This is a genomic window from Kitasatospora sp. NPDC047058, assembly GCF_040643935.1.
GTDB lineage: Bacteria > Actinomycetota > Actinomycetes > Streptomycetales > Streptomycetaceae > Kitasatospora.
Window position 1 is genome coordinate 12,353 of sequence record NZ_JBEYVJ010000061.1, and the last position, 20,645, is coordinate 32,997.

General features: G+C 73.3%; 18 protein-coding genes and 1 tRNA gene. 8 read left to right on the top strand and 11 right to left on the bottom strand.

Annotated elements, in window-relative coordinates:
* Window positions 1-12: 12 nt before the first annotated feature.
* Window positions 13-1,233 (top strand): acyl-CoA dehydrogenase family protein, encoded by a 1,221-nt coding sequence (locus ABZ885_RS12675; RefSeq protein WP_360186968.1) that lies wholly within the window; start codon window positions 13-15, stop codon window positions 1,231-1,233.
* A 142-nt stretch (window positions 1,234-1,375) separates the two neighbouring features.
* Here the strand turns inward: ABZ885_RS12675 and ABZ885_RS12680 are convergent, their stop codons facing one another.
* Both ABZ885_RS12680 and ABZ885_RS12685 read right to left on the bottom strand, forming a co-directional pair.
* Window positions 1,376-2,185, bottom strand: a complete 810-nt coding sequence (locus tag ABZ885_RS12680) for an enoyl-CoA hydratase/isomerase family protein (RefSeq protein ID WP_360186969.1) — start codon at window positions 2,183-2,185, stop codon at window positions 1,376-1,378.
* 107 nt (window positions 2,186-2,292) lie between these two features.
* The gene (locus ABZ885_RS12685; RefSeq protein WP_360186971.1) at window positions 2,293-2,973 is read right to left on the bottom strand and encodes a TetR family transcriptional regulator; all 681 of its coding nucleotides are present in this window, start codon (window positions 2,971-2,973) and stop codon (window positions 2,293-2,295) included.
* 234 nt (window positions 2,974-3,207) lie between these two features.
* Here ABZ885_RS12685 and ABZ885_RS12690 point away from each other — a divergent pair, with 234 nt between their 5' ends.
* Entirely contained in the window at window positions 3,208-4,677 is a 1,470-nt protein-coding gene (locus tag ABZ885_RS12690) for an MFS transporter (RefSeq protein WP_360186973.1), read from the top strand.
* A gap of 139 nt (window positions 4,678-4,816) precedes the next feature.
* Here ABZ885_RS12690 and ABZ885_RS12695 read toward each other — a convergent pair whose 3' ends face one another.
* Entirely contained in the window at window positions 4,817-5,365 is a 549-nt protein-coding gene (locus ABZ885_RS12695; RefSeq protein WP_360186974.1) for a GNAT family protein, read from the bottom strand.
* A gap of 75 nt (window positions 5,366-5,440) precedes the next feature.
* Between ABZ885_RS12695 and ABZ885_RS12700 the strand changes: the two genes are divergently transcribed.
* Entirely contained in the window at window positions 5,441-6,061 is a 621-nt protein-coding gene (locus tag ABZ885_RS12700; RefSeq protein WP_360186976.1) for a TetR/AcrR family transcriptional regulator, read from the top strand.
* A 294-nt stretch (window positions 6,062-6,355) separates the two neighbouring features.
* On the opposite strand, the gene ABZ885_RS12705 is transcribed toward ABZ885_RS12700, so the two are convergent.
* A tRNA-Arg gene (locus ABZ885_RS12705) sits at window positions 6,356-6,428 on the bottom strand.
* 629 nt (window positions 6,429-7,057) lie between these two features.
* On the opposite strand from ABZ885_RS12705, the gene ssb reads away from it, so the two are divergent.
* From ssb to ABZ885_RS12730, 5 genes are all read left to right on the top strand, one after another.
* A complete protein-coding gene (gene ssb / locus ABZ885_RS12710) occupies window positions 7,058-7,621 on the top strand; it encodes a single-stranded DNA-binding protein (RefSeq protein WP_360186977.1) in 564 nt (187 codons plus the stop codon).
* 348 nt (window positions 7,622-7,969) lie between these two features.
* Entirely contained in the window at window positions 7,970-9,418 is a 1,449-nt protein-coding gene (locus ABZ885_RS12715; RefSeq protein WP_360186979.1) for a Cys-Gln thioester bond-forming surface protein, read from the top strand.
* 259 nt (window positions 9,419-9,677) lie between these two features.
* The gene (gene ettA / locus ABZ885_RS12720) at window positions 9,678-11,342 is read left to right on the top strand and encodes an energy-dependent translational throttle protein EttA (RefSeq protein ID WP_360186981.1); all 1,665 of its coding nucleotides are present in this window, start codon (window positions 9,678-9,680) and stop codon (window positions 11,340-11,342) included.
* 109 nt (window positions 11,343-11,451) lie between these two features.
* Entirely contained in the window at window positions 11,452-11,910 is a 459-nt protein-coding gene (locus ABZ885_RS12725) for a thioesterase family protein (RefSeq protein WP_360186983.1), read from the top strand.
* Between the two features lie 90 nt (window positions 11,911-12,000).
* Window positions 12,001-12,693 (top strand): hypothetical protein, encoded by a 693-nt coding sequence (locus ABZ885_RS12730; RefSeq protein WP_360186985.1) that lies wholly within the window; start codon window positions 12,001-12,003, stop codon window positions 12,691-12,693.
* Window positions 12,694-12,969: 276 nt separating this feature from the next.
* Here the strand turns inward: ABZ885_RS12730 and ABZ885_RS12735 are convergent, their stop codons facing one another.
* The 7 genes from ABZ885_RS12735 to ABZ885_RS12765 form a co-directional block, all read right to left on the bottom strand.
* Window positions 12,970-13,374 (bottom strand): globin, encoded by a 405-nt coding sequence (locus ABZ885_RS12735; RefSeq protein ID WP_360186987.1) that lies wholly within the window; start codon window positions 13,372-13,374, stop codon window positions 12,970-12,972.
* 164 nt (window positions 13,375-13,538) lie between these two features.
* The gene (locus tag ABZ885_RS12740) at window positions 13,539-14,708 is read right to left on the bottom strand and encodes an ABC transporter permease (RefSeq protein WP_360186989.1); all 1,170 of its coding nucleotides are present in this window, start codon (window positions 14,706-14,708) and stop codon (window positions 13,539-13,541) included.
* A complete protein-coding gene (locus ABZ885_RS12745) occupies window positions 14,705-15,622 on the bottom strand; it encodes an ABC transporter ATP-binding protein (protein ID WP_360186991.1) in 918 nt (305 codons plus the stop codon). Before ABZ885_RS12745 ends, ABZ885_RS12740 begins: the two co-directional genes overlap by 4 nt.
* 157 nt (window positions 15,623-15,779) lie before the next feature.
* Window positions 15,780-17,057, bottom strand: a complete 1,278-nt coding sequence (locus ABZ885_RS12750; RefSeq protein ID WP_360186993.1) for an FHA domain-containing protein — start codon at window positions 17,055-17,057, stop codon at window positions 15,780-15,782.
* Window positions 17,058-17,129: 72 nt separating this feature from the next.
* Window positions 17,130-18,485 (bottom strand): VWA domain-containing protein, encoded by a 1,356-nt coding sequence (locus ABZ885_RS12755; RefSeq protein ID WP_360186995.1) that lies wholly within the window; start codon window positions 18,483-18,485, stop codon window positions 17,130-17,132.
* Between the two features lie 66 nt (window positions 18,486-18,551).
* Window positions 18,552-19,934, bottom strand: coding sequence for a PP2C family serine/threonine-protein phosphatase (locus ABZ885_RS12760; RefSeq protein ID WP_360186997.1), 1,383 nt, complete (start codon window positions 19,932-19,934; stop codon window positions 18,552-18,554).
* Between the two features lie 3 nt (window positions 19,935-19,937).
* The coding region (locus ABZ885_RS12765; RefSeq protein ID WP_360186999.1) for a tetratricopeptide repeat protein at window positions 19,938-20,645 on the bottom strand (708 nt) is incomplete at its 5' end.

A 20,645-nucleotide genomic window follows, 5' to 3' on the forward strand; every position in this document is an offset into this window, starting at 1 on the left:
GGAGGTTGGATCATGAGCACGTTCTCGCTGGACCCGGGCGCGGACCAGCTCGCCGTACGCGACTGGCTGCACGGCTTCGCCGCCGACGTCATGCGCCCCGCCGCGGCCGAGTGGGACGAGCGCGAGGAGACCCCCTGGCCGGTCATCCAGGAGGCCGCCAAACTCGGCATCTACTCCCTGGACTTCTACGCCCAGCAGTACTTCGACCCGTCCGGCGTCGGCATCCCGATCGCCATGGAGGAGCTGTTCTGGGGCGACGCCGGCATCGGCCTCTCCATCGTCGGCACCACGCTGGCCGCCGTCGCGGTGCTCGCCAACGGCACCGACGAGCAGATCGGCACCTGGGCGCCGCAGATGTTCGGCACCCCGGACGACATCAAGGTGGCCGCCTTCTGCTCCTCCGAGCCGGACGCCGGCTCCGACGTCTCCGCGCTGCGCACCCGGGCCGTCTACGACGAGGCCAAGGACGAGTGGGTGCTGAACGGCACCAAGACCTGGGCCACCAACGGCGGGATCGCCGCCGTCCACGTCGTGGTGGCCACCGTCGACCCGGCGCTAGGGGCGCGCGGGCAGGCCTCCTTCGTGGTGCCGCCGGGCACTCCCGGCCTGGCCCAGGGGCAGAAGTTCAAGAAGCACGGCATCCGCGCCTCGCACACCGCCGAGGTGGTGCTGGACTCCGTCCGGGTGCCCGGCCACTGCCTGCTCGGGGGGAAGGAGAAGCTGGACGAGCGGCTGGCCCGGGCTCGCGAGGGCGTCCGGAGCGGGGGCGGCAGGAACGCCGCGATGGCCACCTTCGAGGCCTCCCGGCCGGCCGTCGGCGCGCAGGCGATCGGCATCGCCCGGGCCGCGTACGAGGTGGCGCTCGACTACGCGAAGACCCGGGTGCAGTTCGGCCGGCCGATCATCGACAACCAGGGCGTGGCCTTCCAGCTGGCCGACATGAAGACCCGGATCGACGCGGCCAGGCTGCTGGTCTGGCGGGCGTCCTGGATGGCGGCCGGCAACCAGCCGTTCACCGCGGCCGAGGGCTCGATGTCCAAGCTCTACGCGGGCGAGACCGCCAAGTGGGTCACCGCGCAGGCGATGCAGATCCTCGGCGGCAACGGCTTCACCCGGGAGTACCCGGTGGAGCGGATGCACCGGGACAGCGCCATCTACTCGATCTTCGAGGGCACCAGCGAGATCCAGCGGCTGGTGATCGCCCGGGCGATCTCGGGGATGCCGATCCGCTGACGGCCGCCGTGCCCACGGACCACCGCCGCGCCGACGACCGTCTGCGCGGCGGTGGTCCGTCGGCGTTCTGGCCGGGGCTGGCCGGGGCTGGCCGGGGCCGGACCGCGGCGGGTCAGAACCGGGGCGGGTCAGCCGGGGCGGGTCAGAACCGGGGTTCGCGGCCCTCCAGGAACGCGGCGAGGCCCTCGCGGACGTCCGGCGCCTCCCGGGACCGCAGCTCCCAGGGCCGGAGCGCCTCGGCGGCGTCCTCCGGCGGGACGCCCAGCGCCGCCTTGACCGCGCCGATCGTCTGCGGCGAGCGCCGGGTCAGCAGTCGGGCGAACTCCAGGGCGCCGACGTCCAGTTCGCCGGCGGGCAGGACCCGGTCGGCGAGGCCGACCACGGAGTTGCGCAGACCCGTCAGCAACTCGCCGGAGAACAGCAGGTACTTGGCCCGGGAGGGGCCCACCAGCCGCGCCAGCCGCAGGGTCGGGACCGCCGGGTAGACCACGCCCAGCTTCGCCGGGGTGATGCCCATCCGGGCGTCGTCCGCCACGAACCGCAGGTCGCAGGCGACGGCGAGCTGGCAGCCGCCGCCGACGCAGGCGCCGTGCACCACCGCGATCGTCGGGTGCGGGAAGTCCGCCAGCGCCTCCTCGGCGGCGACGTTGACGGCGTGGTACGCGTCCGCGCGGTCGGGGTCGGCGTAGACCTCGGCCAGCTCCTCGATGTCCGCGCCCGCGCTGAAGGTGCCGTCCGCGCCGGTGACCAGCAGGGCGCGGACGCCGGGCTGCTGGGCGATCAGGAGGAGGACCTTGGGCAGCGCCTGCCAGATCGCCAGGGTGATGGCGTTGCGCCGGTGCGGGCGGGCGAACTGCAGGACGGCGACGCCGTCCTCGCCGACGAAGGCGCGCAGGCCGTCGACGTCGGTCTGCAGCGGGGAGCGGTCCCGCGTGAGCAGCGGCTGGTCCATGCGCACCTCCGGAGATCGTGGTGCGGACACTCTCTCAGGCGGGGCGGCGGGTGCGGCGGCGGGGTGGGCGGCCGCTCGCGCGGAACGCCCGCCCCGGGCGGGCCCGGTCAGCCGCGGTGGGCGCCGTAGTCGCCGAGGCCGCGCTCGACCAGGGCGAACGCGCGGCGGGCGTTCTCGACCGCCTCCGGCAGCACCTCGGCGGCCCGCTCGCCGGCCAGCATCCGGCGCTGGTTCTCGGAGGTCAGCGCCCCGCGGACGCCGAGCAGTTGGGAGGCGACGACCTGCGCGTGCAGCCGGTCGCCGGCCGGGTCCTGGGCGAGCAGCTCGGCGGCCAGCACCTGGTTCGCGGCGTAGGTGAACGAGGTGGACGCGCGCATGGCCAGCACGGGAGTCCGGTGGATCAGCCGGATCACGGCGATCGTCATCGGGTCGTCGCTGAGGCCGGTCGCCGGGTCGAACGCGGCCAGCGCCGCCAGGAACTGGTCCCGCAGCGCGTCGAGTACCGAGGTGCCGGGGGCGCGCTCGCGCACCACCTCGGCGGGCTCTCCGGTGTGCTGCTCCATCGGCGCCATGACCAGGTCTTCCTTGGACGGGAAGTAGTTGAACACGGTCATCTTCGAGACCTCGGCGGCGGCGGCGATCTCGGCGACCGACACCTCGTCGAAGCCCCGCTCGGCGAACAGGGTGATCGCACTGCGCCAGATCCGGATGGCGGTCCGGCGCTTCTTGCGCTCGCGCAGGCTCAGCCCGTCCTCGGCGGCGGTGGCGGTCTCGCTGCTCTTCACCATGGCGCTGACTGTACCAGGCTCAAACATGTGCCAGATCTAAACATGTACTGAGTCGGAAGATTGATCTGGATGAAGAATTGACCGAGTCAAAAAAGGCTGCCATGGTGGAGCCGTGCCATCGAGCCGCACCCCTCCGGTGCGGCTCCGCCACCGCACGACTCCTGTCCGATCGCCCGAATTCCGTTACCTCCGGGGGGACTTCACATGGCCGCCACCGCGCCGGCAGCAGCTCTGATGACGGAGCCCCAGCGCAAGCTGGGCATGCTGCTCTGCCTGATCACGATCATCCTGGCCGTGCTCGACATGAACATCGTCTCGGCGGCCACCGTGCCGATCGTCCGGGACCTCGACCCGGTGCACGGCGTCGACCGGCTGCCGTGGCTGGTCAGCGCGTTCGCCCTGGCCGCCACCGCACTGCTGCCGCTCTACGGCAAGCTCTGCGACGTGTACGGCGCGAAGCGGGTGCTGCTCGGCGCCGTCGGCACCTTCCTGGCCGGCTCGGCGCTCTGCGGGGCCGCGCAGTCGATGGAGCAGCTGATCGCCTTCCGGGCCGTCCAGGGCATCGGCGGCGGCGGGCTGATGAGCGTGACCATGGTGGTGATGGCCCAGCTCAGGGACCCGGAGGAGGCGAAGGGCGGCGGGGGCGGCATGGGCGGCATCGTCGGCGGGGCCGGCATGGCCCTCGGCCCGCTGATCGGCGCGCTGCTCGCCGACCACCTCGACTGGCGCTGGATCTTCTACGTCAACCTGCCGCTCGGCCTGGTCGTCCTGGTCGGTGCCGCGCTGCTGCTCAAGCTCCCCCGGCACGCCGGCGGCCGTGGCCTGGACTTCCTCGGCGCCACCCTCGCCGCCGCGTTCGCCACCGGGCTGCTGCTGGTCACCGAGTGGGGCGGCAAGGACTACGCCTGGACCTCGCCGCAGATCCTCGCGCTGATCGTGGCGACCCTGGCCGCGCTCGGCCTCTTCCTCTGGCGCCAGGCCACCGCCGCCGAGCCGGTGCTGCCGCTCTCGCTCTTCCGCGTCCCGGAGATCCGGATCGGTTTCGCGGTGCAGGGGCTGGTCGGCATGGGCCTGATGGGCGCGATCATGTACGTGATGCTCTACCTGCAGGTCGCCCGCGGTGTCGCCGCGACCTCGGCCAGCCTCTACCTGCTCCCGATGGCGATCGGCATGACGGCGATCGGCATGGTGGTCAACCGGATCACCGCGCGGGGCGTGCAGACCCGGACGATCCTCGCCGCCGGTGCGGCCTGCGCCACCGTCGCCCTGCTGCTGCTCGGGCTGAGCGGCCCGGACACCTCGCTCTGGCTGGTGCGGGGCGAGCTGGTGCTGCTCGGCGTCGGCCTCGGGCAGCTGATCGGCCAGCTCATCAGCGTCGTCCAGGACGCGGCTCCGGCCCACCGGCTGGGCGTCGCCACCACCGGGATCCGGTTCTTCCAGACGCTCGGCAGCGCGCTGGGCGCGGCGCTCTTCGGCACCGTGCTGGCCCGGGTGTTCGAGAGCGGCGAGCCCGGCACCCCGCTGGGTGCGGTGGGCCGGCTGGCCGGCGCGGCCCGGGTGCACGCGGTGGGGAGCTTCGTCGACGCGGTGGACGTGGTCTTCCTGTCGGCGGCCGGGGTGATGGCCCTGGTCGTCGTGCTGGCGCTGCGGCTACCGCGGCCGGCGGTGCGGCCGGTGACGGAGGAGCAGGCGCTCGCCGCCTGAGCCCGGCCGGCCGGGGGGCCGGTCGGGGCGGGGCCCGGTGGACTTCGGTCCACCGGGCCCTTCGCGTCGGCCCGCCTCGGCCCGCCTCGGCCCGCGTCGGCCCGCCTCGGCCCGGGGCGGGCCGGTGGAGGGCTTCCGGTCAGGCGGAGGGCTTCCATTCGCGGGCGAGGATCGACCAGATCTCCGAGTCGCGATACTCGCCGTTGATCTTGTACGTCTCCCGCAGCGTGCCGTCCAGCGTCAGGCCGAGCCGCTGCGCGAGCGACCGGCTGCGGACGTTGGCCGGGGTGGTGTGCCACTCGATCCGGTGCAGGCCGCGGGTGGTGAAGGCGTAGTCGATCAGGTGGCGGACGGCGGCGGCGACCAGGCCCCGGCCCTCGCCGGCGGGCTCGGTCCAGACCCCGATCTCGGCCACGCCGGTGGCGGCGCTGAAGGACACGAACATCGTGCCGCCGACCAGCGTGCCGTCCTGCCAGATCCCGTAGAGCCGGGCGGAGTCGGTGGCCTGCCGGTCGGCGTACCCCTGCAGGGTGGCGCGGGCGGACTCCAGGTCGGTGGAGCGGTCGGCCCAGGTGATCCAGGGGCTCATGTGCTCCCGGGCGCGGTCCATGTTGGCGAGGAACTCGGCGGCCTGCCACGGTTCCAGCGGACGCAGGTCGGCGTTGTCGGCGAGCGGGATGGCGAACATGGTGGGCCTTTCGAACGGTGGGTGCCTGGCGGTCCCTACATACATAACAAACGTTTGGTATGTACGATAGCCCCCATGACGCCGGCCCGTGGAGACCATGACGCCCGCCGCCAGGAGGTCTCCGAGGCGGTCTGGCGCGTGCTCTCGTCGCGCGGCTTCGAGGGGCTGACGCTGCGCGCGGTGGCCGCCGAGATGAGCGCCTCCACCGGTCTGCTGACGCACTACTTCCCCAACAAACGGGCCCTGGTGGCCCATGCGCTGGAGGAGCTGGACCGGCGCTCGCTCGCGCGCCCGCGCCGCATCGCGCCGGCCGACGGCAGTCCGCCGCCGCCCGCCGGGCTGCCCCGGCTGCGGGCGGCCCTGCTCGACATCCTCCCGCTGGACGGGCCGGCCACCGCCGGGAACCGGATCTGGGTGGGCTCCTGGGACGTCGCGCTGGCCGATCCGGAGCTGGCGGCCGCGCACGCGGCACGGTACGCGCGGTCGCGGGACGTGCTGACCGAGCAGGTCGAGGTCGCCCAGCGGCTCGGCGAGCTGCCGGACGGAGTGGCCGCGGCGCAGCTCGCGGCGGGGGCGCAGGCCTTCGTGCTGGGGCTGGTGGTGCAGGTCATGTTCGCGCCGGCGGAGTTCCCGCCCGCCCGGCAGCAGGAACTGCTCGACGCCTACCTGGCGGGCCTGGCGGGCCTGGCGGCCTGAGGCCGGAGTTCCGCTTGGCGGCCCGGGCGTGCGGCCCGGTGACGGGGCGGTCCGGCGGTGGGCGGGGCGGTGCCGGATTCCACCCGTGGATTCCGTTCGGGGCCGACTTGTCCGGGGACTCCGGCCGGGCGGGGCCGGTGTTTCCCGCGGGACGGTTTCCGGGCAGTACCGCGCCACGCATTGTCACGGGTTATGCGCGTTCGGTGTGCGGGATTTTCCGGGCGGCTTCCCTCCGGCTTCCCGGCGGCCGGCCCGGGTACGGCCCCGCCGGGGTTCTGGCCTGCGGCAATTCGGTGCCCCCAGCAGGATTCGAACCTGCGACCTACCGCTTAGAAGGCGGGTGCTCTATCCGCTGAGCTATGGGGGCGGGACGGGCTGCCCGGGCGGGCGTGACCGTTGCCGGGATCGGGCGGCGAACGCATGTGTCCGCTGTCCGGCCCCGTACCTGGGGGGTGGGGTGGGGGTTGGGGCCCTTGCCCTGTCGGGGACAGGATAAGGGTGTCCAGTTCCTCGGTCGGGTGTAACGACACCGTCGCTGGTGTGTCGGCCCCGGTGGAGCGGTCCGATAATCGCAGGTGAAGGCCGTACGCGCAGCGGTCTGACGGTCTTCGGGGCCGGACGTTGTGCAGTCGTTACGGGGCTGCCGCCCCACCCGTTATGGATTCGACACGGAGAATGCGCCGCCGTCACCGCGGGTGGGGGGCCGTATTCGGGTTCGTTCGGTCGGATGACGTGCGCGGACGGCCGATCGGGCCACCCTTGAGGGTGTCCGGGCGGGGCGGGAAGCGGGTCGTTTGTTGTCATGGCCGCGCAGAAGTTGGGGCGGAAGTAGCGCCGGAAGGCTGAAATTCACCCCTGTGAGTGACGCCGGTTTTCCACAGGCCCGAGTTGTCCACAGGATTTCCGATCCCGCTGGTGGGGATTTCCCTGGAAGCGCACTCTCAACTCGCGCCGGTCGATTCCGTACGGTGCATCGGAGAGAACGGAGCGTGTTCTGTGAACGAGACCCAGGTGACCGTGATCGGCAATGTCGCGACCGAGGTGACGTACGCGCAGACGCCCGGCGGCGTGCCGGTGGCGAACTTCCGGCTGGCGTCGACGGAGCGACGGTACGACCGGCAGAAGGAGGGGTGGGTGGACGGTGAGACGCAGTGGGTGACGGTGACGGCCTGGCGGGCGCTGGCGGGTCATCTGATCGGCTCGCTCGCGAAGGGTGATCCGGTGGTGGTGAGCGGTCGGCTGAGGGTGCGCGAGTGGACGGACGGGACGGCCAAGCGCAGCCGGATCGAGATCGACGCCAGGTCGGTCGGGCACGACCTCAGCCGTGGCACCGCGGTCTTCAAGTGGGCGGCGGGGGTGCGGGGTGAGGTGCCGGGAGGTGCGGGCGAGGGTGCCGGGGAGGGCGCCGGCGAGGCCGTGCCCGGGTGGATCGCGGACGCACTGCAGGCGCGGAAGGTCTCCGCGCTGGTGCCGGCCGGGGGCGGCCCGGCCCCGGTGGCGGCGGGGGAGGAGGTGGACGGCGCGGAGCCCGGGGGTGAAGGGCAGGTGTCGCTGATCTGACCGGTCGCCGATCTCAACTGTCGACAAATATGTTGATCGAGAAGGCTGTTGTGCCCGCGCGCCAATCGGGATCGGATAACAGAAACTTCAGGGCTTTTTCTGGCTGGGCGTCAGTTTGTGAGGATGCTGAGAGGGTTGATAACGATCCAGATACGGAATCGTCCTGATTTCGCATGGGGGTTTGCGGGCCCCTGAGGCTCAATAGGATTCGTCTGGTTCACACACGTGGACCAGCGCCACAGGGGGCGCGGCAATGCAAGGCGGGCCGCCCATCGGTACGGCTCGTCCCCGGAGGGATCCCAGATGTTCCAGAAGCAGGGGCGGAGTCTTCCGCGCGTTACCACTGTCATGCTCACGACCAGCCTGGTGCTGGGCGGGAGCCTGCTCGCGGCCGGTGCGGCGGTCGCGGCCGACGCACCCGGTGCGGGCGTCTCGGCAGTGCTGCAGTCCAAGATGGTGAGCGAGGAGGTCATCGTCGACGGCCAGGGTGTCCAGGGTGGTCTCTTCACCCTGAAGACGGCCAACGGCGAGATCCAGACCTACTGCATCGACTTCGGCCACCCGGTGAACACCGGCGACGGCGTCGAGTACCAGGAGTCGGACTGGAAGTCGAGCTCGCTCGGCGGCAAGGACAAGGCTCCGGCCGCGGCCAAGATCCGCTGGATCCTGGAGAACTCGTACCCGCAGGTGAAGGACCTCAAGAAGCTGGCCGAGGCGGCCGGCGTCAAGGGCGACCTCACCGAGCAGGACGCCGCCGCCGGCACCCAGGCCGCGATCTGGAACTTCTCCGACGGCAAGAACGCCGTCCCGACCGACTCCCAGGCCAAGCAGCTGCGGGACTACCTGGTCAGCGACGCCAACAAGGGCATCGCCGCCGAGCCCAAGCCCTCGCTGAGCCTCACCCCGGACTCGGTGTCGGGCAAGCCGGGCGGCAAGCTCGGCCCGTTCACCGTCAACTCCAGCGCCTCCGAGGTGAAGCTCGCCGTCTCCGGTGACGCCAAGGACAAGGTGAAGCTGGTCGACAAGGACGGCAAGCCGGTCACCGGCCTGACCGGCCCGGTCGCCAAGGACACCCAGCTGTTCCTGGACGTGCCGGCCGGCACCCCGGACGGCGCCGCCACCGTCACCGCCGACGCCGACACCGTCGTGCCCAGCGGCCGGGTCTTCCTGAGCAAGGGCTACACCCCGGCGAAGCACAGCCAGACCATGATCCTGGCCGGCTCCACCAAGCTCAGCGTCACCGACTCCGCGAAGGCCGCCTGGAAGCAGGGCAAGGGCGCGCTGGTGGACAGCGTCGCCCAGGTCGAGTGCGACTCCAACGGCGTGCGCGTCTCCGTCGCCAACAACGGTGACGAGGCGGGCAGCGTCACCGTGACCCCGGGCAAGACGGTCACCGTCCAGCCGGGCAAGGTCGAGAGCGTCGTCGTCCCGGTCGCGGAGGATGCGGCCTACGACATCAAGGTGACCGGCCCGAACGGCTTCAACAAGGAGTTCAAGGGCATCCTGGACTGCAAGGTCTCCACCGGGACCACGCCGACCGGCACCCCCACCGCCACCACGAGCAAGTCGCCGACCGGCACCCCCACCGGCACCCCGTCGGCCTCCTCCACCACCACCGCTGCGCACCCGGCCCCGGTCGGCACCAGCCCGGCCCCCGGCACCACCGGTCTGGCCCAGACCGGTGGTAACGACGCCACCCCGGTCATCGCCGCCGTCGCCGGTGGTCTGGTCGTGGTCGGCGGTGCCGCGGTCTTCATCCTGCGCCGTCGCGGCCGCCACGGTGGCAGCGCCGCCTGAGGCAGCGCGTCACCGGAGGCACCGGGCGCACCCGGTCCTGAAGCACTGAGGACCTGAGGCGCCCGGGAGCCGAACCACTCCGGCCCGGCCCCCCGCACCCGCTGCGGGGGGCCGGGCCGCAGTCATGTCCGGGCAGGTGGACCGGGGAGCGGCCGGATACCCCGGTGGGGCAAGGCGGGCGGTTCGGGGCTCGGGGCCGGGTGCGGCACAATGGAACGCTGCAAGCCGAATACTCCCGACGACGCCGGAGCGATCTCACGTGGCGGAATACATCTACACGATGCGCAAGGTGCGCAAGGCGCACGGAGACAAGGTCATCCTTGACGACGTGACGCTCAGCTTCCTCCCCGGAGCGAAGATCGGCGTCGTGGGCCCCAACGGTGCCGGTAAGTCCACCGTGCTGAAGATGATGGCCGGCCTGGAGCAGCCCTCCAACGGCGACGCCTTCCTCTCGCCCGGCTTCACCGTCGGCATGCTGCTCCAGGAGCCGCCGCTCGACGAGTCCAAGACGGTCCTGGAGAACGTCGAGGACGGCGTCAAGGAGATCAAGGGGAAGCTCAACCGCTTCAACGAGATCGCCGAGCTGATGGCCACCGACTACTCGGACGCGCTGCTCGACGAGATGGGCAAGCTCCAGGAGGACCTGGACCACGCCAACGCCTGGGACCTCGAGGCCCAGCTGGAGCAGGCCATGGACGCGCTGGGCTGCCCGCCCGGCGACTGGCCGGTCACCAAGCTCTCCGGTGGCGAGAAGCGCCGCGTGGCGCTCTGCAAGCTGCTGCTGGAGGCCCCCGACCTGCTGCTGCTCGACGAGCCCACCAACCACCTGGACGCCGAGTCGGTGAACTGGCTGGAGCAGCACCTGGCCAAGTACGCCGGCACCGTCGTCGCCGTCACCCACGACCGGTACTTCCTGGACAACGTGGCCGGCTGGATCCTGGAGCTGGACCGCGGCCGCGCGATCGGCTACGAGGGCAACTACTCCACCTACCTGGAGAGCAAGCAGTCGCGCCTCAAGGTCGAGGGCCAGAAGGACGCCAAGCGCGCCAAGCGGCTCAAGGAGGAGCTGGAGTGGGTCCGCTCCAACGCCAAGGGCCGTCAGGCGAAGTCCAAGGCGCGTCTGGCCCGCTACGAGGAGATGGCGGCCGAGGCCGACAAGATGCGGAAGCTGGACTTCGAGGAGATCCAGATCCCGCCGGGCCCGCGTCTGGGCAGCATCGTCATCGAGGTGGAGAACCTCAACAAGGCCTTCGGTGAGAAGGTCCTGATCGACGACCTGAGCTTCACCCTGCCGCGCAACGGCATCGTCGGCATCATCGGCCCGAACGGCGCGGGCAAGACCACGCTGTTCAAGATGCTGCAGGACATGGAGACCCCGGACTCCGGCACCGTCAAGGTCGGCGAGACCGTCAAGATCAGCTACGTCGACCAGAGCCGGGCCAACATCGACCCGAAGAAGACGCTCTGGGAGGTCGTGTCCGACGGCCTGGACTGGATCAACGTCGGCCAGGTCGAGATGCCGTCCCGCGCCTACGTCTCGGCGTTCGGCTTCAAGGGCCCGGACCAGCAGAAGCCGGCCGGCGTGCTCTCCGGCGGTGAGCGCAACCGCCTGAACCTGGCGCTCACCCTCAAGCAGGGCGGCAACCTGCTGCTCCTCGACGAGCCCACCAACGACCTCGACGTCGAGACCCTCTCCTCGCTGGAGAACGCGCTGCTGGAGTTCCCCGGCTGCGCCGTGGTCATCTCCCACGACCGCTGGTTCCTGGACCGGGTGGCCACCCACATCCTCGCCTACGAGGGCGAGAGCAAGTGGTTCTGGTTCGAGGGCAACTTCGAGTCGTACGAGAAGAACAAGATCGAGCGACTGGGCGCCGACGCCGCCCGTCCGCACCGGGCCACCTACAAGAAGCTGACCCGAGGCTGACACCCAGCCGTCACAACGGCCCGGCAGACTGCCCTCCGGGGCGGCCTGCCGGGCCGCGGCCCACCGCCACAGCCGCGCGGAGGGTCACCGGACGTCGAGGAGAACACCCGTGGCACGCCACATCTACGCCTGCCCGCTGCGCTGGTCCGACATGGACGCGTTCGGGCACGTCAACAACGTCGTCTTCCTGCGCTACCTGGAGGAGGCCCGGATCGACTTCATGTTCACCCAGGCCGCCGCGGCCGGGGCCGGGGAGTTCGCGGGCGGTTCGGTGGTGGCGCGCCACGAGATCGACTACAAGCGGCCGCTGGTCCACCGGCCGGAGCCGGTCACCGTCGAGACCTGGGTGACCAAGATCGGCGCAGCCTCGCTGACCGTCACCTACGAGATCAAGGACACCGCCGAGGACGGCACCGAGACGGTCTACGTCCGGGCGTCCACCGTGGTCGTCCCCTACGACCTGGCCGAGGGCCGGCCGCGCCGGATCAGCGCGGTGGAGCGGGAGTTCCTGAGCCGGTACACGGACGACCGCAGCCTGGACGCGGAGCCGGTCGGCGCGGCCGCCTAGGGGCTGTCCCGGCTGCGGCCCCGGCGCCGGCTGTGACCCGCCGGGCCCGTCCACCGATCACCGACACAACGGATGCGAGCTGACCCCGCCTTGACCGGTACCGCCCCCCTCGCCCTCGCCGACGCCGGGGAGGCCGCCGACCTGGCCGCCTTCCTGGTCCGGCTGCTGCGCTTCGACAAGGCGGCGGCGGTGCGGCTGCAGGTGGTGGCGGGGCCGTCCGGCGACGGCGTGCTGGCGGTGTTCGGGCGGCTGCCGCTGGGCGGTTCGGGCGCGCTGGCGATCCGCACCGCGCGGCTGGCCGGCTCCGCCGCACCGGCCGACCGGACCGTCTCGGCGGGACAGCTGCTGGACGGCCTGGACGACCGGGCGGATACCGTCACCCTGCCCGCCGCCGTGACCGGCCCGGCCTGGGCCGGCCTGCTGCCGCCGCGCACCGGCTGGCGGCTGCTCGGCGAGCCGCCGGCCGACCGGGTGTACCCGGAACTGATGGCCGGCGTACGGGAGTTCCGCGAGCGCAGCGAGGCCGTTCCGGCGCACCACCGGACCCGGACCGTGCTGGACGGGCTGGCCGACGAGATCTGGTCCCGGCCGGTGGGCGCGCTGCCCGAGCTGCCGCTGCGCGCCGCGCACGCGGCCTACGTGATCGGCTTCCTGACGCCGGGCGCCCCGCTGACCGTGCACCGGGCCGGTGGCTGGCTGCGGTTGAGCGCCCCGGCCGGGTCGGTGGCGGTCCGCACGGCCGCCGCGCCGGGCGCGGGCCTCGGGCTCAGCCCGATCCGCTAGGGCGTGTCTGACAATTCCCGCCGGGCGCGCGGCGTCGGGGCACGCACGCCCCCAGCCTTCGGCCGGGAGGTACCCCCACGCCGCGTTGTCGTCGGTCGCCGATGGCCCCCAGCCTTCGGCCGGGAGGTGCCCCCACCGCATGGACTCCCTCCTCCGCCTTGCGATGCACGCACCCCGACGCCGCGCGCTCATCCGACGCGAATTGTCAGACACGCCCCGCAGGGCCACTCGGCACGAGCGGGAGGCCCGGGCCGGCCGTGGCGGCCGCCCCGGGGATCAGCCCTCGGTGTTGACCATCGAGGCGGCGGCGTAGGTGAGGTAGTCCCAGAGCTGCCGCTCGGCCTCGGCCGGCAGGGCCAGCTCGTCCACCGCCGCCCGCATGTGCTTCAGCCAGGCGTCGTGTGCCGCCCGGTCCACCCGGAACGGCACGTGCCGCATCCGCAGCCGCGGGTGGCCGCGCTCCTCGCTGTAGGTGCGCGGGCCGCCCCAGTACTGCATCAGGAACAGCGCGAGGCGCTCCTCGGCGGGGCCGAGGTCCTCCTCGGGGTACATCGGCCGCAGCAACTCGTCCCCGGCGACGCCCTGGTAGAACCGGTGCACCAGCCGCCGGAAGGTCGGCTCGCCGCCGACCTGGTCGAAGAAGGTCTCCTCGCTGAGCGTGCCACGCCGGATCTCGTTCACCCGACCATGGTCGCAGACGGCGCCGGGGCCGTACACCGGGACCTGGGGACCAGGACTCCCGGCGTACGACCCCGGCGGGCGTACGGTGTCCGGCGTGACGTCCGGCGTGACGTCCGGCGCGGTGTCCGGCGTGCGTCAGCCGCCGGCCGGCCGTTCCGCCGGGGTCACGCGTCGTCCCAGCGGAAGAACCGCCAGGCGATCGCGGTGATCACGGCGGCGAAGAGCAGCATCCCGCCCATCGTCGGCAGCGCGTCCGTCACGCCGCCGCCCCGGGAGAGCACCGACTGCGAGGCCGTGACCAGGTGCCGGAGCGGCATCGCCTCGGAGATCGCCTTCAGCCAGCCCGGCATGTCGTCGGTGGGGAAGAAGGAGCCCGACAGGAACGACATCGGCAGCACGATGATCTGCGAGATGCCGTTGGCCGCCTCCTCGGTTTTGGCGACCGCCCCGGCCAGCAGGCCGATCGACATGAAGGCGATGGTCGCGCAGATCACCAGCGGGATGATCAGCCACCAGTTGCCGGTCAGTTTCAGCCCGAAGAACGGGGTGGTGGCGACCGCCAGGAAGATGGCGGTCTGCGCCAGGGCGGTCAGCACCGAGACGGCGATCCGGGAGGAGACGATCGCCCCCGCGCTGACCGGGGCCAGCCGCAGCCGGCGCAGCACCATCTTCCGCCGCCAGGTCACCAGGGTCAGCGAGGCGCTGAACACCGCGCCGGTGGCGACCGCCCAGCCGAGCAGGCCGGGGGTGAGGAACTGGATCGGCTTCAGCGACTCGTCCTCGACCCGGGCGGCGTCCAGCGTGAAGGCCGGCGGCTTGCCGGTGGCGGCCTGGTTGGCCTGCTGGACCACCGAGTTGACGATGCCCTGGACGGCACCGGCGCGGACCTGGTCGGCGGCGCTGAACCGCAGCTCGACCCGGCCGTCCGGGCCCTGCTTGATCAGCGCGTCCACGTCGCCCTTGCGGACCTTCTCCAGCGAGCCTGCCTCGTCGTCGCTGCGGGTGATGGCCAGGACCTTCTCCAGCTCGGCCCGGCCGTCGCCCTGCACCGCGTCCAGCACCTGGACGGAGCCGACCTGCACCACCTTGGCGTGCGGGCTGGTGGCGCCCTTGAGCAGGGTGCCGAACAGCAGCAGGAACATCAGCGGGAAGAGGAGCACGAAGAAGACGGCCGACTTGTCCCGGACGAAGGCGACCAGCATCACCCGGGAGAGGCTGGCGAAGGCGCTGACCCGCTCGCGCTCCGGCTGCCCGGCGGGCGCGGAGGGGGCGGTGCCGGACGTGCGCTGGGACGGCACGGCCGCCGCCTCGCTGCCGGTGCGTTCGGCGCTCATGCGCGGTACTCCCGTCCGGTGAGCTGGAGGAAGACGTCCTCCAGGGTGGCGCCGCGCACCTCGAGGCCGCGCAGGGCGTTCTGCTCGGCCAGCACGGAGAGCACCGGGGCCGGGAGGTGGGTGGCGACGGCGAGCGAGACGCCGTCGTCGTCCACCGAGGTGACCTCGGCACCGGCGGCGTCCAGCAGCTCACGGGTCCGCTCGGCGGTGAGCAGGCCGGACTCGACGCTGATCCGCACGGTGTCGTCGATCTCGCGGATCAGTGCGGCCGGGGCGCCGGTCTTCAGCACCTTGCCGTGGTCCATCACCGAGACGCGGTCGCAGAGCACCTCGGCCTCGTCCAGGTAGTGGGTGGTCAGGACGACCGTGCGGCCCTCGGCGTTGATGTTCCGGAGCAGGTCCCAGAGGTTGCGGCGGGCCTGCGGGTCGAGCCCGGTGGTGGGCTCGTCCAGGAAGACCAGCTCGGGGTCGTGGACCAGCGCGCAGGCGATGGAGAGGCGCTGGGCCTGGCCGCCGGACATCTTGTCGGTCATCACGCCGGCGGACTCGGTCAGGCCGACCCGTTCCAGCATCGCGTCGGCCCGCTTGGGGCCGACGCCGTAGAAGGAGCCGAAGGTGCGGATGGTCTCCCGCGCCGTCAGCTTGTTGAAGAAGGCGGAGGCCTGGAACTGCACGCCGATGCGGCGCAGCAGCTTCGGGTTGCGCGGCCAGGGCGCCAGGCCCAGCAGCTCGATCCGGCCCTCGTCGGGCTTGCGGATCCCCTCCAGGATCTCCAGCGTGGTGGTCTTCCCGGCGCCGTTCGGGCCCAGGATCCCGTAGAACTCGCCGGACTCGACGGTGAGTGACACCCCGTCGACGGCTTGAACGTCCCCGTACCGCTGACGGATTCCGTCCGCGGATATTGCAGCAGTCATGGGCCCAGAGACTAGGGGGCCCGGGGGGTGTTGCGCAGGTGTCTGAGCGCAATTTGATGATCGCCGCCGCGGGGCCGCGGACGGGGCCGTCGAAGCGGCCGGGCCGGAGGGGACGTGACGTCCCCTCCGGCCCGGTGCCGCCCGGTCCGCGGACCGCTCAGGCGCGGTGCAGCGTGATGGTGGTCCACGCCCCGATGTGGATCCGGTCGCCGTCGGTCAGCGGGATCGCGGTGTGCGGGGTGATCGGCTCGGCGCCGCCGTTCACCGTGGTGCCGTTGGTGGAGTCCTGGTCGACCAGCACCCAGCTGCCGTCCGACTGCTCGGCGAGCAGCGCGTGCTGGTGCGAGGCGCCCGGGTCCTCCGGCGGGACGGAGAGGTCGATCTCCGGCACGGTGCCGCGGTGCTGGCTGCGCCGGCCGATCCGCAGCTGGCCGCGGCCGGTGATCGGGATGCGCCGCTCCGGGCAGTAGGGCGGGAAGAACAGGCCGGCCGCCTCCGGGCCGCTGCGGGCCATCATCTCGGTGAAGTAGTCGCGGTCGGCCGCGACGACGGCGATCCAGTTGGTCCTGACCGGCTCCGGCTGGGCCTGCTGCTGCGGCTGCTGGGGGACCGGCGGGGCCAGGTTGAACGAGGTGCCGAACTCCCCGCCGCGGCCGGTCGGGCCCGGCTGGGCGTAGACCGGGCCGGAGTCCTCGCGCGGCTGCGGGGCGGGGTACCCGGGCTCCGCGTACGCCGGGTCCGGGTACGCGGGCTCCTGGTAGGGCGCCTCCTGGTACGGCGGGGCGGCCGGTGCCGCCGTGGACCCCGCGGGCCCGACGGCGGGCGGGGCGGGCGGGTAGCCGTAGCCGGACGGCGCGCCGGCCTGGGCCGGCTGCGGCGGGGCCGGGGGCTGCGCGTGCTCCGCCGGGTACGGCAGCGGGGCCTGCGGCTGGGCGGGCGGGGCCGGCGGCTGCGGGCCGCCGTACGCCGCGGGGATGTTCAGCGGGGCCGGCGCGGGGGCGGGCCCGGGCACCGGGGCCCCGGCGGCCGGCGACTGGCGGTGCGAGGGCGCGGAGAGGTCGTAGTCGTACCCGCACTCCTCGCAGAACCGCCCGGTCTGCGGGCTGCGGCAGATCGGGCAGAGCACCAGGCCCTCGGTCATGTCCGGGAAGCCCTGGCCGGCCGGCGGTGTCGCCGGCGCGACGGGACCGGGGACCGGGCCGGGCACGGGGCCGGGCGGCGGTACGGGGCCGGGCGGCACCGGCCCGCCGAACGGCGCCCCGCCGGGCACGCCGTGCCCGTGCGGGCCGTGCGCGTGCGCGCCAGGAGCCCCGGGCACGCCGCCCGGGAGCATGCCCGGCGGCGCCGGGACGGGCGACGGCGGTGTCATCGGGAAGCCGCAGAAGTCGCACCAGTCCTCGGCCTGCGACTCATGCCCCCTCGGGCAGATCGGCATCAGGTCCCCCTCAATTCCAGCCAGCTGGGGCAGCGTCCGGCCGGGCCCCGGCCCGGTCGGCTTCTTCAGCGGTCACTTCTTCACACGGACGGTCTTGGTCGACCGGGTCTCGAGGGTCATCGAGTCGGCCTCGCTCACGTTCTTACGGAACCGAACCGTACCCTCCTTGGGGTCGACCACGTCCACCACCTTCTGCAGCAGCTTGAACGTGCCCTCGTTGCCGGTCGCGTGGGCGATCCGGACGGCGGCGCCGAGCTTGGCGGTCGCGCGGTCCACGTCCCCGGCCCGGTGCGCCTCCAGGCCCTCCTGGATGGACGAGGCCAGCTCGGCCTGCCCGGTGTAGTGGGCGACCTGCGGGCTGATCCGGGTGGACGAGGCCAGGTCGTCGGTCCAGACCGCCTTGACCAGGCCCTGGGAGAGCACCTCGGGCGTGTTGCCGGCCTGCGGCGGCAGCACCAGGCTGACCCGGGCGGCGAGCATCTCGTTGCCGACCGCGGCGGCCGGGACCTCGACGCAGACGTGGTAGTCGCGGCTCTCGTCGCCCCAGGAGCCGGTCGGGTAGTCGCCGGCCCGCGGCCCGGCCTCGGTGCGGCGGGCGGTGAGGTCCTCCACGGCGGGGGCGACCTGCTTGACGAACTTCACCACCGCGTTGGCGGGCGTCCAGATCCGCAGGGCGACGTCGGCGACCTGCTTGCCCATCGCCCCGGCCATCATCGAGCGGAAGTCCTCGGCGAGGGCGGACGGCTCGGCGACGATGTCGACGGTGCCGAGCAGCGCGGAGGAGATCTTCCGCAGCTCGTCCACCCGCCAGTCGGTGCCGACGCCGCGGCAGTCGGCGGTGAAGTGGCCGGTGACCCGCTCGATGGCGCGGTCCAGGTCGGCCGCCGACTCGTGCTCGTTGTTGCCGTCGGTGAGCAGGATGGCGTGCCGGATGGCGATGTCCCGGCGGGTCAGGAAGAGCTTGTCGGCCTTGGCGAGCCAGGTGCCCATCGCGGTGCCGCCGGCCGCGGTGAGCCGGCGCAGCGCCTCCTTGGCCTGGGCGCGGGTGGCGGCCGAGGCGATCGCGAGGGTGCCGTCGCCGGGGTAGATGTCCCGGGCCTCGTGGGTGCCGGCCACCACGGCGAAGGCGACGCCGTCGCGGACGGTGTCGACGGCGGCGGCGGTGGCCTCCCGGGCGCCGCGCATCTTGCTGGCCGGGTAGTCCATCGAGCCGGAGCAGTCGACCATGATCACCACGGCGGCGGACTGCGCGTCGGGGCCCTGCGGCCCGGCGTCGGCGACCCCGAGCGGGCGGCCGCCGGAGGTGCCGCCGCCGGTGGCGGTGACGGTGACGATGGCGTTCACCTCGCGGGCGCCGTCCGCGAGGAACTCGTTCTGGAAGATCTCCACGTCGAACCTGGGCAGGTTCGGCTTAGCCAGTGTTGCCATGGGCCGGTGGCTCCCGTCGGATGGTCGGTTGGTGCGTGCGGTCGGTGGGGTGGGCGCGGGCGGGCGTCAGCCCACCGGGGGGTGCGGCGGCTGCGGCGGGACGGCGGGCGGGGCCGGCGGCGCGGGCGGGACGGGCGGCGCGGGCGGCAGCGGGGCCGCGGGCGAGCCGATCACCGGCAGGTCCGGCAGCGTCGGGTCGTGCTCCTCCTCGTCGGCTGCGACGGGAGCCGCGGCCGCCCCGGCCGCGCCCGGCCCGACCACCGGCAGGTCGAACGCGGTGTCGGTGCGCCCGTCCTCGCCGGCGGCGGCGCGCTCGGCGCCGGCCAGCCCGGCGGGCGGGTCGATCGGGAGCACGGCGACGGTGATGTTGTCGTGCCCGCCGGCGGCGATGGCGAACTTCACCAGGGTCTGGGCGGCCGCGAGCGGCTCGGTCCGGGCGTCCGGCCGGACGTAGTACGCCAGGTCGGTGGCGGCCTCGGCGTAGTTCCAGAGGCCGTCGGAGCAGATCAGCAGGACGCCGGGGACGTGCGGGGTGAAGTCCAGGGTGTGCGGGATCACCTCCTCGGCGTCCGCGCCGAGCCAGCCGGTGATGGCGTGGGCGCGCGGGTCCGCGTACGCCTCCGCCTCGCCCATCAGGCCGGCCTCGACCATCCGGGCGGCCCAGGAGTCGTCCTGGGTGAGCCGGAACGGTTCGGCGGCGACGCGGTCGTCCGGGATCCAGTACGCCCGGGTGTCGCCGACCCAGCCGATGGTGACCCGGCCGCCGGCCGCTATCGCGCTGACGTAGGTGCAGGCGGGGGCGTTGACGTCGGGCCGCGTCGGGCCGGCGCCGTCCTCGGCGAGGGCGGCGACGGCGGCGGCAGCGTCGGCGATCGCCTTGCGCATCGCCCCGGTGGGCTCGTGGCCTGCCTCCAGCGCGGTGAGCAGCGACTCCGAGGCGGCGTCCACGGCGGTCTCGGAGGCCTGGTCGGGCCGGTCGGAGGAGGAGACGCCGTCGCAGACCACGGCCACCACGACCGGCTCGCCGCCGGGCAGCGAGGTGGCGGCGACGGTGAAGGAGTCCTCGTTGCGATGGTGGCGCACGCCGCGGTCGCTGACCCCGGCGACGCCGGCGAGCGACTTCTCCATGTGGTCGCGCGGGCGCGGCTGGGCGCCGCCGCAGGCCTCGCAGTAGCCGTCACCGGCGACCTGCGGCAGGCCGCAGTGCACGCAGACCGGGCCGCCCTGGGCGGGAACGGCGGGGACGGCGGGCACGTTCGGCACGGTCGGCGGGTGCTCCCCGCCGGGGCCTGCCGGGGCTCCCCCGGCCCGGCCGGTGGTGGCGGACCAGCTCGCGGGCATCGCGCCCGGGGCCGGCCGGCCGTCCCGGCCGGTCCCGCAGGAGCCGCAATACTTGTCCTCCGGCTCCAGCGGCTCGGCACAGCTCTGGCACACGGTCTGCTGCGGCATTGGTCACACCCACGTCCTGGGACGGGCACGGTTGGCCCGCTCCACCATCTCGATCCTGGTCTCGGCCCGGTCGGCCAACCGGGCGAGTACCCGGTAGGACTGCTCCAGTGCGAACCGCAGTTCCCGTTCGACGGCGGGTCGTCCGAGCACGTTGATCTCGCCGGTCGTCCGGCCCAGCCCGGTCTCGCCCGTCGAGCCCGCCCTGACCCAGTCGAGGGCGGCGGTGAGCACCTCCACGGAGAGCTCCTCGCGGCGGCGGTCGTCCAGGCGCAGCGCGGTCAGCTGCTCGGATCCGGCGCCGAGGTCGGCGCCGAGCGGGTCGGTGGCGGGCCGTTCGCGCAGCCGGGCCCGGACGGCGGCGATCCGGGCGGCGGTGAACTGGCTGGAGGTGGCCGGCACCGACTCCAGGACGGCGACGGCGCCGGGCCGGTCGTCCTCGGCGAGACGGACCCGGGCCAGGCCGAAGGCGGCGCTCAGGTACGTGTGGTCGGTGCTCCAGACGAGCCGGTAGAACTCGGTCGCGTCGCCGCCGTCGCCGAGGAGTTCGGCGCAGATGGCGAGGGCCAGCTTGGGGGCGCTTTCGCCGGGGAAGGCGTCGTAGACGGCGTCGAAGGCCTCGGCGGCGGCCCGCAGCGCCTGCTGTCCGGGCGTGTCCTCGCCCTCGCCGTCGGCCTCGCCGGCGCCCTCGCCCGCGGCCGAGCCCTCGGCCGC